This window comes from Streptosporangium sp. NPDC001559 (assembly GCF_042893955.1).
Lineage (GTDB): Bacteria > Actinomycetota > Actinomycetes > Streptosporangiales > Streptosporangiaceae > Streptosporangium.
This window is the reverse complement of the sequence record NZ_JBIAVG010000023.1, coordinates 1-15,074: the sequence shown is the minus strand read 5'-3', so window position 1 is coordinate 15,074 and position 15,074 is coordinate 1. Positions and strand designations below refer to the sequence as shown.

Annotated in this window: 12 protein-coding genes; 4 read left to right on the top strand and 8 right to left on the bottom strand. The window is 72.3% G+C overall.

Features of this window, described 5'->3' with window-relative positions; translation table 11 throughout:
* The first annotated feature begins 47 nt into the window (after positions 1–47).
* Complete coding sequence (locus ACFYY8_RS37055; protein ID WP_390049325.1) at positions 48–1,010, top strand: GNAT family N-acetyltransferase; 963 nt, start codon at positions 48–50, stop codon at positions 1,008–1,010.
* A 42-nt stretch (positions 1,011–1,052) separates the two neighbouring features.
* On the opposite strand, the gene ACFYY8_RS37050 is transcribed toward ACFYY8_RS37055, so the two are convergent.
* Complete coding sequence (locus tag ACFYY8_RS37050; RefSeq protein ID WP_390049323.1) at positions 1,053–2,432, bottom strand: MFS transporter; 1,380 nt, start codon at positions 2,430–2,432, stop codon at positions 1,053–1,055.
* A gap of 102 nt (positions 2,433–2,534) precedes the next feature.
* Between ACFYY8_RS37050 and ACFYY8_RS37045 the strand changes: the two genes are divergently transcribed.
* The gene (locus tag ACFYY8_RS37045; protein WP_390049321.1) at positions 2,535–3,410 is read left to right on the top strand and encodes a helix-turn-helix transcriptional regulator; all 876 of its coding nucleotides are present in this window, start codon (positions 2,535–2,537) and stop codon (positions 3,408–3,410) included.
* Between the two features lie 125 nt (positions 3,411–3,535).
* Positions 3,536–3,973: a nucleoside deaminase gene (locus ACFYY8_RS37040; RefSeq protein ID WP_390049319.1), complete on the top strand. Its 438-nt coding sequence runs from the start codon at positions 3,536–3,538 to the stop codon at positions 3,971–3,973.
* A gap of 4 nt (positions 3,974–3,977) precedes the next feature.
* Here ACFYY8_RS37040 and ACFYY8_RS37035 read toward each other — a convergent pair whose 3' ends face one another.
* From ACFYY8_RS37035 to ACFYY8_RS37015, 5 genes are all read right to left on the bottom strand, one after another.
* The gene (locus tag ACFYY8_RS37035; RefSeq protein ID WP_390049317.1) at positions 3,978–5,294 is read right to left on the bottom strand and encodes an AAA family ATPase; all 1,317 of its coding nucleotides are present in this window, start codon (positions 5,292–5,294) and stop codon (positions 3,978–3,980) included.
* Positions 5,291–6,760, bottom strand: coding sequence for a hypothetical protein (locus ACFYY8_RS37030; RefSeq protein ID WP_390049315.1), 1,470 nt, complete (start codon positions 6,758–6,760; stop codon positions 5,291–5,293). Before ACFYY8_RS37030 ends, ACFYY8_RS37035 begins: the two co-directional genes overlap by 4 nt.
* Entirely contained in the window at positions 6,757–7,857 is a 1,101-nt protein-coding gene (locus tag ACFYY8_RS37025) for a hypothetical protein (protein WP_390049313.1), read from the bottom strand. The genes ACFYY8_RS37030 and ACFYY8_RS37025 overlap by 4 nt, the downstream gene beginning before the upstream one ends.
* Positions 7,854–8,648 (bottom strand): hypothetical protein, encoded by a 795-nt coding sequence (locus ACFYY8_RS37020; RefSeq protein ID WP_390049311.1) that lies wholly within the window; start codon positions 8,646–8,648, stop codon positions 7,854–7,856. Before ACFYY8_RS37020 ends, ACFYY8_RS37025 begins: the two co-directional genes overlap by 4 nt.
* 110 nt (positions 8,649–8,758) lie before the next feature.
* Positions 8,759–10,786, bottom strand: a complete 2,028-nt coding sequence (locus ACFYY8_RS37015) for a HelD family protein (protein ID WP_390049309.1) — start codon at positions 10,784–10,786, stop codon at positions 8,759–8,761.
* Positions 10,787–10,855: 69 nt separating this feature from the next.
* Here ACFYY8_RS37015 and ACFYY8_RS37010 point away from each other — a divergent pair, with 69 nt between their 5' ends.
* Positions 10,856–11,461: a TetR/AcrR family transcriptional regulator gene (locus ACFYY8_RS37010; protein ID WP_390049307.1), complete on the top strand. Its 606-nt coding sequence runs from the start codon at positions 10,856–10,858 to the stop codon at positions 11,459–11,461.
* Positions 11,462–11,534: 73 nt separating this feature from the next.
* Here ACFYY8_RS37010 and gndA read toward each other — a convergent pair whose 3' ends face one another.
* The gene (gene gndA / locus ACFYY8_RS37005; protein WP_390049305.1) at positions 11,535–12,965 is read right to left on the bottom strand and encodes an NADP-dependent phosphogluconate dehydrogenase; all 1,431 of its coding nucleotides are present in this window, start codon (positions 12,963–12,965) and stop codon (positions 11,535–11,537) included.
* Between the two features lie 132 nt (positions 12,966–13,097).
* Complete coding sequence (locus ACFYY8_RS37000) at positions 13,098–14,759, bottom strand: serine/threonine-protein kinase (RefSeq protein WP_390049303.1); 1,662 nt, start codon at positions 14,757–14,759, stop codon at positions 13,098–13,100.
* Between the last annotated feature and the right edge of the window lie 315 nt (positions 14,760–15,074).

The window sequence follows — 15,074 nt, the reverse complement described above, 5'->3', positions numbered from 1 at the left end:
AGTTCTCACCCAGTGATCGCCAAGTCCCTCCTCCCAGACTGGGTGGCATGAACACAACGACGACAATCGTCACCGCCGCCGGGTACACCACCCGGCGGCCGGGGACCGGGGACGCGGTCGAGATCCACCGGCTGATCTCCCTGTGCGACACGCAGGTGATCGGCAAGGCCGACATGACCCTCGACGACGTCACCGACCAGCTGAACGAACCCGACTTCGACGGGGAGAAGGACGGCTGGGTCGTCCACGACACGTCGGGCCGCCTGGTCGCCTGGGCCTGGGTCTGCCGCAAGGGCACGGGCGACAACATGGACGTCGACGTGGTCGTGCACCCCGACGCCGCCGAGCTCACCGGCGCCCTGTGGGACGCGGTCACCGAACGGGCGGCCGAGATCGCCGCCGAACTCGGCCACGACAAGGCCGTGGTGGACATCGCCCTGTACCGGGAGGACAGCGGCAAGCGGGCTCTCGCCGCCGCCCGGGGCTTCGTCGCCGCGACGAGCTTCATCCGCCTCCTGACCGACCACGGCGCCTCGGTCCCCGAGCCCGCCGCCCCGGCCGGGGTGACGGTCCACCACGGGACGAGCGAGGAGGTACGGCGTCAGGGCCACGCCGTACAGCAGGAGGGCTTCGCCGAGCACTTCGGGTTCACGCCCAAGGACTACGACGAGTGGTTCGCCGAACTGGACTCCTCGGCCAGCACCGACTGGGCGCAGCTCATGGTCGCCAGGGTGGACGGCGAGCCCGCCGCGATGCTGCTGGGCACCGACGCCTTCGCCGGGGACGAGAACTCGGGCTACGTCCGCCAGCTCGCGGTGCTGCCCCGCTTCCGGGGGCGCGGCCTGGGCCGGTTCATGCTGCGCCGGGCGTTCGCCGCGGACGCCGCGCGCGGCCGGGTCGGCACCTACCTGCACGTGGACGCCAACAACAGCACCCCCGCCCTGGACCTGTACCTCTCGGTCGGCATGCGGCAGGTGCTGGCCATCGACGTCTGGCGCAGGACCGTCTGACCCGCCCCTCCCCGCGGGCCGTACGGCCCGCGGGACGGGACCTCAGCGCCGCAGCAGCGGCAGCGCGCCGGCCGCGGTGACCAGCGTCGCCGCGGCCAGGACCACTCCGACGGCCGTCATCGACGCCCCGCCCAGGTACAGCGTGCCGAAGGTGGCCACCCCGACGACCTGGCCGAGCTGGGTCACCGTGACGAACAGCCCGCTGGCGTCCGAGGCGTGCTCGGCCGCCACATGGGTGAGCGCGATCGCGAGCACCGGGCTGAAGACCGCGCCCATGCCGAACCCGGCGACGGCCTGCGTGATCCACAGCAGCGGCTGGCCGTGGTCGCCACCGCTCAGCGCGAGGGCCAGCCCCAGGTAGCCGAGAGCCGCCACGACGAGCCCGGCGACGACCATGGGCCGCCTGAACCGCTCGGGGACCCGCCGCCAGTTGAGGCTGGAGACGGTGAACGCGACCGCGGTGGGGACGAAGGTCAGGCCGGCCCGCAGCGGGCTGTCACCCAGGGTGCCCTGCAGGTGCAGGGCGAAGCCGAACAGGTATCCGCCGTAGCACGTCATCAGCCCGAAGACGGTCAGCACCGAGGGAATCACCCCCCTGGCCATGAGCACCCGCGCGGGCACGAGCGGAGCGGCCGAACGCCGCTCGACCAGCGTGAAGATCCCCGCGAAGGCCACGCTCACCCCCATCGAGACCCACCCCCACAGCGGCCAGTCCTGCTCGTGGCCCAGCACCAGCGGCACCACCAGCAGACTCACCGCGAGAGAGAGCGTGACCAGGCCCGGCAGGTCGAGCGGGCGGCGCAGGCGCGGGCCGCCCGAGGGCAGCAGCCGTACGCCCGTGACGAGCAGGGCCAGCCCGATCGGCACGTTCACCAGGAACACCGGGCGCCACGCCGTGCCGAACAGGTCGGCGGAGACCAGCGTGCCACCCAGCACCTGCCCGATCACGGCGGCCCCCGAGATCACCGTGGCGTACAGGCTGAGCGCGCGGGCCCGCGCGGCCCCCTCGAAGTTCGTCTGGATCATGATCAGCACCTGGGGCACCATCAGGGCGGCTCCCGCGCCCTGCAGGAGCCGGAAGGCGATGAGCTGCCCGGCGGAGGCGGCCAGGCCGCATGCCAGGGAGGCGACGGTGAAGACGGCCAGGCCGGTCAGGAACAGCGGGCGCCCGCCGTACCGGCCGCCGAGCCGGGCACCGGTGATCAGCAGCATCGCGTAGGCGATGGTGTATCCGGAGATGATCAACTGGAGCCCGGAGCCCGAGGTGCCCAGATCCGAGCGGATCACCGGGGAGGCGACGTTGACGATGGAGACGTCCAGGATCGCCATGAACTGCCCGGTCAGGATCACCGTGAGCAGCCGGCGGTTACGGGAGGAGGCCGGGAGAGCGGCCGGGACCTCCAAGATCGGTGGTGCGGTCATGGAGAAGACTGTGAGGGCAGGCGGATACCGGTAACGAGAGCCTGCCGATCCTGGTACCGACACCACCTGGCACCGGCTTTCCCCGTCGGCCAGCATAGGGGGATGACCACGACCAGCCGGCGTGCCCGCCGGGCGGAGCTGGCCTCGTTCCTGCGCAGCCGCCGCGACCGCATCACCCCCGAGGCCGTCGGGCTGCCCCCCGGGTCGCGCCGCCGCACGCCGGGTCTGCGGCGCGAGGAGGTGGCCATGCTCGCCGGGGTCGGCGTCACCTGGTACACCTGGCTCGAACAGGGACGTCCGATCAACGTCAGCGTCCAGGTGCTCGACGCGATCTCCAGGACGCTCCGTCTCGACGAGGCCGAGCGCGAGCACCTGTACCGGCTCGCCGACCTGCCGAGCGTGCCCCAGTCACCCGGTGGCGGCGGTCTCGAACCGGAGGTCCAGCTCATCCTGGACCAGCTCGACCCGATGCCCGCCGTCGTCTACAACGGCCGCTACGACGTGCTCGCCTGGAACCGGGCGTACGGCACGCTGTTCCCGAAGGTCGTCAAGGCCCCGCCGGCCACCCGCAACGCGCTCTGGCAGATCTTCGTCACCCGCTCCTGCTGCCTTCCGATGACCAACCGCGAGGCCGAGCTGCCCCAGATGGTGGCGACCCTGCGGGCGGGCTTCGGACGGCACCTCGGCGAGCCCGCCTGGAACGACTTCGTCCGCGCGCTGTCGGCCGAGAGCCCCGAGTTCGCGCGGATGTGGGCGACCCACGACGTGGCCAGACCCGGAAGCAGGATGAAGGCGTTCCGGCACTGCCGGGCGGGGCTGGTCCGCACGGTCTCCACGAGCCTGAGCCTGTCGGCGACGCCGGAGGCGCGGATGGTGGTCTACACGCCCGTCGACGAGGAGAGCCGCGAACGCATCGCCTGGATCAGCGCGAACCCCGAGGTGTCCCCGGTCGCCGAGCACGTTCACCGACCCCGATAGCCTGAACGGGTGCGAACCCGGCGTCGCGTCCCGTTCGACGGCGGCCTCGGCGAGGCTCTCGACCCGGCGGCGAAACAGCGGACGCTCGCCGCCGGCCTGGACCTTCACCCGCGAACGGAGCGGCCATGACACACGAAGCCACGACACACGACGGGGAACGGCTCCTGCGCCGTGCGATCGAACTCGCCGCGGAGGCGCGGGCGGGCGGCAACCCGCCCTTCGGGTCGCTGCTGGCGGACGGGAACGGCCGCGTGATCGCCGAGGAGCGCAACACCACCCTCACCGACGCCGACATAACCGCGCACCCGGAGCTGAAACTGGCCCGCTGGGCGGCCCGCGAACTCGACCCGGAGACCGCGGCCGCCACGACCATGTACACCAGCTGCCAGCCCTGCCCCATGTGCACGGGGGCGATCCGCCGCTCCGGACTCGGCCGTGTCGTGTTCGCCCTCTCCGGCGAGCAGCTCAACGCCCTCAAACCGGGTGGCGACTTCCCGGAGGTGCCGCAGGAGGGCCCCACCCTGTACGACGAGGCCCGCGTCCCGGTGGAGGGCTACTACTGATGAGCTAGTGCGCGGCGACCCGGTGCTTGGCCAGGTGGGCCAGCACCGCCTGGTTGGCCTCCCAGCCGTCGGGGAACTTCACCGGCACCCCGAGCTGGACCGGCTCCGCGGACGGGTGGGCGTCGAGCAGTTCGGGGATGCCCGCCCTGGCGACCACGACGCAGGCGTGCCGGTGCCGTGAGGCCAGCACGCACAGCCGTCCCGACTCCAGGTGGAAGGCGGTGGCGTCCCGGCGCCCGGACAGCGGGTGAAGCACGATCGTCACGTCGTACTCCCGGCCCTGGAGCCGGTTGGCGGTGTCGACCGTGATCTCCTCGGGCACCCCGGCGGCGCGGATCGCGGTCACCTGGTCGCGGTGCGCGGCGCCGATGGCGATCCGGTCCGCCGTCACCCGGTGGCTGCCCCGCTCGGAGTGCGCGACCGGCGCCCGCTGCAGCAGCCGTACGGCCAGCAGCGCGACCGCCTGCACCGCCTCGGCGTCCGTGCGCACGGTGTGGCGGCTGGGCAGCTCGTACAGAGCCCAGCCGGAGGCGGCGGCCTCCTCCAGCGCCCGGTCGTAGGAGGTACGCATGCCGTTCACGGTCAGTTCGAGCGAGCGGTCACGGTGCTCGGTCCCCGCCCTGAACCCGGTGAACGGGTAGAACGCCTCGGAGACCACCGGCGCCGCCGAGGCGGGCAGCCGCCAGGAGACCGGCAGCCGGTGCACGGGAAGGTCGGGGTTGTGGCGCAGCAGCACCGAGACCGCGCTCTGCACCGGGTCCCAGGACAGGCCCGCCCAGCGGTCGCCGTCCACGATCGAGAACGGGTCGAGCTGGCCGGGGTCGCCGACGAACAGCGAGCGCTCGAACAGCGAGGCGATGCGCAGCAGCTTGTCCGAACGCATCTGGTAGGCCTCGTCCACGATCGCCCACGGCCAGGTCCGGTCGCCGACCCAGGCCCACTTGTCCGCGGTGGCGATCACCACCGCCGGGTCGCCCAGGTCGGGCAGCTTGCCCGCGACCGAGACGTTGGGGTGGGCCAGGACGCGGGGCGGCGTGACGTAGCCGCTCGCGGACAGCCGTCCGACGGTGAGATCGGGGTGATCGGCGGCCAGCCGCTCGACCAGGTCGTCCACCTGTTCGTTGGTCTGCGCCACGATCATCAGCGGCTCGCCCGTCTCGGCGATGTGCGCGGCGGCCCTGACCACCAGCGTGGACTTGCCCGCTCCCGGCGGGGAGTCGACGACCACGCCCCGGTTGCGGGGCAGGTCGGCCAGAACCGCGTCGACGACGGACGCGGCCGCCTGCTGCGGCGTCATGTCCTCCGTGGGCCGTACCTTCATGACCACTCCTCCTGGGCGTCGTCGTCACCGGGCACGTACTCCTGCGGAGGCCCGCCGTGGGTCCACGGCGTCAGCTCCGGATCGGGCAGCGAGGCCGAGGACTGGAAGTCGTCGAGCAGCGAGGTGTAGGTGATCCGCTCGCCGGGTTCGGGCACCGCTCCCGGAACGGGTGTCCTGCCCCGGCCCATCCCCTTGACGACCTTCAGAGTGATCTCGTCGCCGGAGACCTCGACGATCTCGGCGGCGTGCCCGCGCCGTTCCGGGCTGCCGACGACCGAGCCCGGCGTCAGCCGTACCGGGTCGGCGGTGGTGACCGTGACCAGCGGCCTGAGCTTGCGCGAACGACCCTCGCCCTCGGTGTGCTCGGGGTCGGCGGCGGTGACCGTCCCGGTGAACGCCTCACCGGTCAGGCGGTACTCGGCCATGATCAGCGGGTCGTCGTAGGCGCGCTGCACGTCGTAGCTCGCCCTGGCGCGTTCGAGACCGGCCAGCCGGGCCGCGGCGCCGACCGCGCCGTCCCTGCGCGCCTGCGGCGGGCCGCCCTCCGCGAGCCGTTCGGTGAAGCGGGTGAACGACCCCCGGTCGGTCTCCCAGCGGTCCCGTACCCGCGACCCCTCGGGCAGCGCGCGCAGCAGGTCGACCGCCCGCCACATCAGCCGCCACGTCGGATCGAGCTGGGTGCGCAGCGCCTGGGTGACACGTTCCACCGACCGCTCGGTCGGCGCCTCCTCGTAGGCGCGCATGGCCGGGGCGAGCACCTCGTTGTCGAAGCCCGGGTCCGTCGAGGGCCCCGCGGGAGGCCACAGCAGCGGATCCTCCGCCTCAAGCGCGGCCTGGGAGCCGGTCATCCCTGCGGGAGGGTCGATCCAGCCGAGCAGCGCGGCCAGGTTGGCGTCCTCAAGACCGCTCTGCCCGCTCGCCCAGTGCGCGCCGAGCGCCTCGGTCGCCGCCATCAGCAGGCAGGATCCCGGCTGCTGCGACCTGTCGGCGAAGTAGGTCAGCCACCGGCCGAGCAGCGGCACCGAGGGATGCACCGGATAGGGCCCGTCGACCCTGCGGAAACGGGTGGACCGGCCGAGCAACCCGAGGAAGGCGACCCCCTGCCGGTTCGGCACCAGGACCTGCGGGGCGTCCAGGCACCGCTCGTACGGCTCGCCGCCCCGCCGCTCGACCGTCTCGGTGTCCTTGCAGAACCCCTCCACGTACGGCAGGACGACCTCGGCCAGTTCGGCGGCGAAGGCGAAACGGAGGTCCCGGTTGCGCGGCTGGGGCACGATGAGCAGCCGGGGATGGCCGGGATCGGTGCCGACCATGGCGGCGAGCGGGGCCGCGGCCTCACCGGAGAGGCCGAGCGGGACGAACACCAGCGGCTGCGGGGCCAGATGGCAGTGCCTGACCGTGGTGACCGGCTGCGCGCTCCCGTCCCTGATGGCGCGCAGCCGCGCCAGCGCCGTCAGCGCGCTCATCGCAGGCACTCCTCGCGCAGCCGGTCCGCCAGCCGCAACAGGCGGGCGATCTCCTCCTGGCCCTCGGCGGGCTCCAGGGTGCCCTCGGCGAGGCCGAGCGCCTCCGTCACGGTCGAGACCCCTCCGAGTTCGTCGCGGACCTGGCGGCCGAGCAGGTCGGTCGAGCCGTTCCCCCTGGCCTCGTCCCGGCAGAACATGCACATGTCACAGGTGGACAGGCAGTCGGGCGCGTAGCGGGCGGGCACCCGGGACAGGGCCTGGGCCACCTCCCCGGCGGGCCGGGTCGGCACGCCGTCCTGACCGGGGGCCAGGTCGAAGGTGAGCTCCTCGGGAAGCTCGTCGAGCAGGGTCTCGACCCGGGTCAGCCGGGTGAGCTGCCGCTTGAGCACCGCCAGCTGCCTGCGCACGTCGACCAGGCACGCCACGGGCCGGTTCGCGAAGTTCTCCGGGCAGACCAGGACCACCTCGTGGGAGACCCGTTCCGGATCGTGCCCCAGGTCGGTCAGCAGCGCGCGCAGCGCCAGCACGTAGACCGCGGCCTGCCTGGCCGCGGCGGCGACCTTCCGCGGCTCGGCCTGCCCGTCGATCACGCTGAACGACTTGATCTCCACGATGTGGAAGCGCCCGCCGAGCTGGAAGGCGACCACGTCCGGCTCCAGGTAGCAGACGTGCCCGGCGATCTCCAGGCTGAGCAGCGGGTGGTCGTAGAAGACCGCGGCCTCGTCCTGCCGCGCGGCCCTGTCGACCAGCGCCCTGGTGTGGGAGTGGCGCAGATGGGTGCCGACGCTCTCCACGTCCTGGTAGCCGACCTCCGCGACGGGCAGCCCGAGCAGCTCGCGCAGCAGCCGGAGCAACTCGGCGCAGCCGTTCTCCTTCACCACGATCTCGAAGGAGTTCCCACGGGTGATCGCGAACTGGGACTGGCCGAAGGGCGCGGGAAAACCCATGTGCCTGGCCGTACGGTCCTTGTCGACTCCCGCGGCGTCCAGCAGCGCACGGCGCGCGCAGCCGGGGTTGGCGGCCAGCGCCGCGATGGCGCGGGCGTCGTGCGGGTGTGACGGCACGGGGCCGCGCAACCTGTCCAGCCTGCCGTTCAACTCGCTCCCCTCAAGGTACTCAGGGCGGCGGCGCCGAACAGCCGCTCGATGTCGGAAAGCTGCCTGCCCGCCCGCGCCGCGACCTCGGCCCGCTGCGCCGCGTCGCCGGCGTGGTGCACGTCGAGTTCGGCGCGCGCCGCGCGGATCGTGACCTCCGGGTCCGCGGGGGCGAGGCCCTCGACGGCCCCGGGGACGTTCTGCGCCATCCGCCGCAGCAACCGTCGTGCGCCCTGCGGCGGATCGGTCATGCGGATGATCCTGTCGGCGACGCGCATGGCCGAGACGAGGAAGTCGACGCGTGGGCTCAACGGCCCGAGCACCCGCCGCTCCGGCTCCCAGGTGCTGTCGGCGAGCAGCCCCCTGGCGGGGGAGAGGCGGTCGGTGAGCGCGGCGCACAGGTAGTAGGGGCGGGCGTAGGGGTCCCCGCGGAAGGAACGCTCCTCGTCCCTGCGCAGGCTGGTGAGCTGGGCGCCGCGCAGCGCGCCGGAGAAGAACGCCTCGTTCACCGCGACGATCATCCTGGCCGCGGAGGGCACCCCCAGCAGCGCCAGCGCCTGGTGCACCTGCTCCCTGACCGGCAGCAGCGGCGGCTCGGTCTCCCCGGCGGACCCCTCAGCGGACTTCCCGGTGGACTCCTCTGTGCCGACCGCGCGGTCCCAGGCCTGTTCGGCCCGGCGCAGATCTCCCCGCAGGGACCGCGCCAGCGTGTTGTCCCGCGCCTTGACAGCGCGCCGTACCTGGGCGCGGAGCTCGGTTATCCGCAGCTCCAGCGCGTCCAGTGATTCACTCACGGCACGGAGCGTAACAGGAGTTCCACCAGCCTCCTGTGTATTCCAGCGATTTCCAGCATTTCGCGGCGTTTCGCTGAGTGGATATATATGGATAAAAGGGATATTTCTAGCTAAATGGCTGGGGCGATTCCGGCGGGCAGCGGGCGAGTGTGCACCACCTCCAGCCGCGAGACGGCACGGGTCAGCACGACGTAGAGCCGGTTCGCCCCCCTGGGCTCCGCCTCGACGACGGCCGCGGGCTCGGCCACGACCACGTGGTCGTACTCCAGTCCCTTGGCCAGCGTGGCGGGCACGGCGGTGACCCGGGCGCCGTCGGGCGTCTCGCCGAGGGCGGCGATCTCGACGCCCTCGGCCCGGACCGCCTCGGCCAGGTCGTCGAGCGCGTCGTCCGCGGCCACGAGCGCGATCGAGCCCTCGTACCCCAGCGCCTCGCGCACCACCCGCGCCGCCGTACCGGGAAGATCGGACGTCCGGTGGAACCGCAGCAACCCGTCACCGCGGAACGAACGCGTCCTCGGCACGTCGACCGCCAGCTCGTCGAGCAGGCGGTTGGCCAGCGTGACGACCGCCCCCGGAACCCGGAACCCGGTCGTCAGGGTGACCGGCGCCGCTCCCGGCTTGCCCAGCGCGGCGAGCTGCTCCGACCAGCTCCGCGCCGCCCAGGGCGTGGTGCCCTGCGCCAGGTCGCCCAGCACGGTGATCGAACCGTGCTCACTCCTGCGCGCGACGGCCCGGCACTGCATCAGTGACAGGTCCTGGGCCTCGTCCACGACGACGTGACCGTATCCCCTGGGACGCTCGATCAGGCCCGCCACCTCGTCGAGGAGCACGGCGTCGGCCTCCGACCACCTGGCGCTCTTGAACGAGCGCGGCGGACGCGACCACAGGATCGCCGCCTGCTCGGCGGGGGTGAGGATCCCCTCGGCCGCCCCGGCCAGCACGGCCGGATCGGTGAGCAGCTCCGCCACGACCTCCCGGGGCCGCGCCACGGGCCACACCGTGTCCAGGAACTCCCTGACGGCCCTGCCGGTCCTCCTCATCCACGCCGTGCCGGTCGTCTGTCCCCGGGCCTCGGCCCGCACCCGCAGAAGGGAGGCCAGCCGCGAGAGCACCCGCTCACGCCCGACCCCGTACGGCGGCGCCTCCCGCAGGGTGTCGTCGACGACGCGCAGCAGTTCCTCCTCGGAGACCCGCCAGCGGTAGGCCCCGTCGGGCACGGTCAACGGGCCGCCGGGCCGTCCGACCCGCCCGTACAGCGCCCTGCGCAGAACCTCGGCCATCCGCGCGTCGTGTTTGACCACCGCCGCGGCCTCGTCGTCGGAACCCTTCGGCGGCTCCGGTGCCAGCAGCCGCCCCAGAGTCGTCTGCTCGACGTCCATCTCGCCGAGGGCGGGCAGCACGGCCGAGATGTAGCCGAGGAAGGCCTGGTTGGGGCCGAGGATCAGCACACCGCTGCCGGCGAGCCTGCGCCGGTAGGTGTAGAGCAGGTAGGCGGCGCGGTGCAGGCCGACCGCGGTCTTCCCCGTGCCGGGCGCGCCCTGGACGCAGATCGACGTCTCAAGCCCGGTCCGCACCAGCTCGTCCTGCTCGGGCTGGATGGTGGCGACGATGTCACGCATCGGGCCGACACGGGGCCGTTCGATCTCCTCGGCCAGGATCCGGCTCGCCGTACCCGGCGCGCCGCCCTCGCCGAGCCGTTCGTCCTCGAAACCGGTCAGGACGGGAGGCCGCCCCGACCATCCGAACCGGCGGCGCGTCGTGACACCGCGGGAGTCGCGGACGTCGGCCTGGTAGAACACCGTCGAGACGGGTGCCCGCCAGTCGAGCACCAGCGGCTGACGGCCGATCCCGCCGGAGATGTGCCGCCGCCCGATGTAGTAACGCTGCCCCCGGTGATCGCCCGCGTCCGCCCCGGCGCCGAAGTCGAGACGGCCGAAGAACGCGGGCCCCTCGGGCTCCTCGGCCAGCTCCTTGGCGAGGCTCTTGAGGTGGCGCCCCAGCCGTTCGGCGCTGTAGCGGTCACCCGCCACGTGCTCGCCGACGACGACGTTGGACCGCGCGCCGTCGAGCATCCCGCGCAGCGCCGCCCTGCATTCCTCCAGGTAGGACCGTTCCTCGTCGAGTCCGGTTCCGGTCACCGGCATCACCCCTTAAAACTTAACCGAGTCAATATATTAACCCGGTTAACCGCCTGTTAGGTTGGACAGGTGACAGGACTCCGGCAGCTCAAGAAACAGCAGGTCCACGACGCGATCTCCACGGCGGCCATCACCCTGTTCCTCGACCGGGGCTTCGACGAGGTGTCCGTCGCCGAGGTCGCCGCCGCCGCGGGGGTCTCCAAACCGACGCTGTTCAAGTACTTCGCCTCGAAGGAGGACCTCGTCCTCCACCGCATCTCCGACCACCACGAGGAGTCGGCACGCGTCGTACGGCACCGCGGCCGGGACGAGAGCCCCCTGGCCGTCCTCCACCGCCACTTCCTCGAAGGACTCCGCAGGCGCGACCCCGTGACGGGGCTCAACGACCACCCGACGGTGCTCGCCTACCACCGGATGATCTTCTCGACCCCAAGCCTGGCCGCCAGGCTCGTGCACCACACGACCAAGGACGAGGAGGCCCTGGCCGAAGCGCTCGGGGAGGTCACGGACGAACTCACCGCGCGGCTCGTGGCCGCGCAGACGCTGGCCGTACAGCGGGTGCTGGCCAGGGAGAACTGGGCCAGGCTCACCCGGGGGGAGACCGCCGACGAGGTCTACCCGTCGGCGGTCGCCGCCGCCGACCACGCGTTCGGCCTGCTGCCCCAGCCGGGCTGACCGGAACGGGCCGCGCACAGGAACGGGGTGCCGCCCCCGAAGGGACGACACCCCGTGACACCGGAGGTCGAGCTCAGGCGCCCACCTCGGAGCGGTCACCGGACCAGAGAGTGTGGAAGGCACCCTCCCGGTCCGTCCGCTGGTAGGTGTGCGCGCCGAAGAAGTCGCGCTGCCCCTGGATCAGGGCGGCGGGCAGCCGCTCGGCGCGCAGCGAGTCGTAGTAGGCGAGGGCCGTGGAGAAACCGGGCACCGGAATGCCCAGCTCGGCCGCCTTCGCCACCACCCGCCGCCACGAGTCCTGCGCCAGGCCGAGCGCCTCGACGAAGATCGGCGCGGTCAGCAGCGTCACCGGCGGCGTACTCTCCTCGTAAGCCTCGCGGATCCGGTCCAGGAAGACCGCCCTGATGATGCAGCCACCCCGCCAGATCGTGGCCAGCGCGCCCGGATCGACGTCCCAGCCGTACTCGGCGCTCCCCGCCCTGATCTGGTCGAACCCCTGCGCGTAGGCGATGATCTTCGACGCGTACAGCGCCCGCCGTACGTCCTCGACGAAGTCGTCGCCGAGGGTCCGGTCGGGCACGGGCGTGGGGCCGGGGAGCCCGCGGGCGGCCTCCCGCAGGTCGGCGTGGCCGGAGACCGAACGGGCGAAGACGGCCTCGGCGATACCGCTCACCGGCACACCGAGGTCGAGCGCGATCTGCACCGTCCAGCGCCCGGTGCCCTTCTGCTCGGCCCGGTCGGCGATCACGTCGACCAGTGGCCCGCCGGTCGAGGCGTCCACCTGCCTGAGCACCTCGGCGGTGATCTCGATCAGGTAGGAGGACAGCTCGCCCCGGTTCCACTCGTCGAAGACGTCGGCGAGCCGCGGAGGCTCCAGCCCGGCCCCCTGCCTGAGCAGATCGTAGGCCTCGGCGATGAGCTGCATGTCGGCGTACTCGATGCCGTTGTGCACCATCTTGACGAAGTGACCGGCCCCGTCGGGACCGATGTGCGTACAGCACGGCACCCCGTCCACCTTCGCCGCGATGTCCTCGAACAACGGCCCGAGCGCCGCGTACGACTCCTTCGAACCGCCGGGCATGATGCTCGGCCCGAGCAGCGCCCCCTCCTCGCCGCCGGAGACCCCGGCGCCGACGAAGTGGATGCCCCGCTCCCGAAGCGCCGCCTCACGCCTGCGGGTGTCGAGGAAGTGCGCGTTGCCGCCGTCGACGAGCATGTCACCCGGTTCGAGCAACGGGGCGAACTCCTCGATCACCGCGTCCGTCGGCGCCCCGGCCTTGACCATGATGATGACGCGGCGGGGACGTTCGAGCGCCGCGACGAACTCCTCCGGAGTCTCACAGGCGACGAAGGTTCCCTCGTCCCCGTGCTCCTCGACCAGCTTCGTGGTCCGCGACAGCGACCTGTTGTGCACCGCGACCACATGCCCGTGCCTGGCGAGGTTGCGGGCCAGATTCGCCCCCATCACCGCCAGGCCGGTCACACCTATCTGCGCCTGAGTCATGTTGTGACACCCCCTATTACGTTCAAGGATGCCCAGTCTGCACCGATCGCTCCCCACGTCGCGCGCCGAGTCGCGCGACGCCCGGAGCCGGGTCTCGGAGCCGGTCTCAGGGCAGGGCCTCAGGGCGGGGTCTCAGGGCCGGAAGGACGACCCCGCCTGGTCGCCGCCGACAACGCTCCCGAGACAGCGGTAGGCCCGCGCCCCCGAGGCGAACCGCTCCTTCGAGGGTGGCAACACCGCGATCTGCCAGTCCGACGGGATGATCTTGACGGCGGCACCACGCCGGGAGTCGAGCATGACCGACGACGAGCACACCTTGCGCACCATCGGGTCACGCTCGGCGGCCCCCGCGTCGTAGGTGAGGCCGCCCGGCAGCGCGGCGATCGCGAACGTCTCCCACGCGTGCGGCTCCTCGCACTTGACGGGCCGCGCGGACGCGTCCCCCGCGATCACGACGAGTCCGCCCCAGCACTCGGCCTTCTGCACACATGAGGCACGGCCACCGGGCACGGCCGCCGCGGGACAGTCCAGGGTGAACGTGGCGACCTCGGCGTTCGCCCCCTGAGCCCCGGTACCGGCGCCCCCGGCCTCGGAGGTGTCCGCGAGGCCGCCGACGGAGGCGCCCTGGCCGAAGTTCTCCATGATCATCAGCCCGACCCCGGCCAGCAGCAGGATCACGAAGGCGGCCGCGACGGCGACGAACACCCGGGTGTTCGAGGAGCCGGTGGGCGCCGCCGCGTCCTTGGCCGGCGACTGGGTCACGCCGAGCTCCTGAAGACCGGGCGAGGTCAGGTGCGCGCGCATCACCTCTCTGCCCGACCCCGGCCGCACCCCCGGCACGCCGTACGACGGGTGCCCCCCGGCCTGAGGAACAGGACGGGGCCCGGAGGCGTACGGAGGCGGCCCCGGGACGGACGGCGGTGGCACGGGAGAGGGGCGCGGCGGCATCGGCCTGCCGTCCCGGGCCCCCCGCTCCAGGTGCAGATCGGTGAGGGCGTCCCGCAGGGCCGCGACAGAGGGGGTGCGTCGCGCGGGATCGCTGTCCATGGCCTGACGGAGTACGGCGGTCAGCTCCGGCGGCACACCGGGGATCTCCGGGATCGGCAGCCGGTGCAGGGCCATGATGACCGCGATGTTGGCCACCCCGCTCTCCGGAAACCGGGGAGGACGCCCGGACAGCAGCGCGTAGAGGGTGGCGGAGAGGGAGTAGACGTCTCCCGCCGCGGAGGGCTCCGTCAGGTCGAACGCCTCAGGCGGCGCGTAGGCGGGGGTGAGCGACTCTCTGGTCACCGAGGCCTCGCCCCCCGCGGAGGGCATGGTCGCCAGCCCGAAGTCGGACAGCACCACGTTGCCGTACCGGTTGATCAGGATGTTGGCGGGCTTGATGTCCCGGTGCAGCACTCCCGCGGCGTGGGCGGCGGCCAGCGCGTCGGCGATCCGGACGCCGATGTCGGCGACCTCGGCGGGCGCCAGCGGTCCCTCCGCGCGCAACCGGTCGAGCAGCGACCCTCCGGGACACAACTCCAGCACCATGTACGGCCTGCCGTCGGCGAGCACCCCGGCGTCGTAGACATGGGCCACGTGGGGGTGCCCCGACAGGGCTCCCGCCGAGGTGACCTCCCGCATGAAGCGCCGCCGGTCACGCTCGGAGAGCAGAACGCGGTTGTCGACCTTGAGCGCGACCTCCCGGTCGACCGCCAGCTGCCGGGCCCGGTAGACGATCCCGAAACCGCCTTGGCCGAGTACGCCGGATATGTCGTAGCCGGGTACTGAAAAGGCGCCCGCTTCGGCCATCTGCCACCTCCTGACGACGGGCAGATTATCGGAGTTCAGCGCCGTCCCGGCTGCGTGACCGGCCCTGATTTGACGACGTCCCTCGGGGGACATAGAGTCACCAGGCCCGAGGGCGCCGGCGATGTCGGCGAGACCCCGGGAACCCCTTCTGACCCACTCTCGACCGAGACACGTGTGTCCCGGTCGTTTCGGTTCGACACGTTCCGGATGTCAGAGTAAATTGGAAGGGTTGCTCCGGAGACGGGGCGGTCTGAAATTCCTCGGACAGGCTTTATCGAAGAAAATGGATCCGATCGGATCGGTTTGACACGAAAA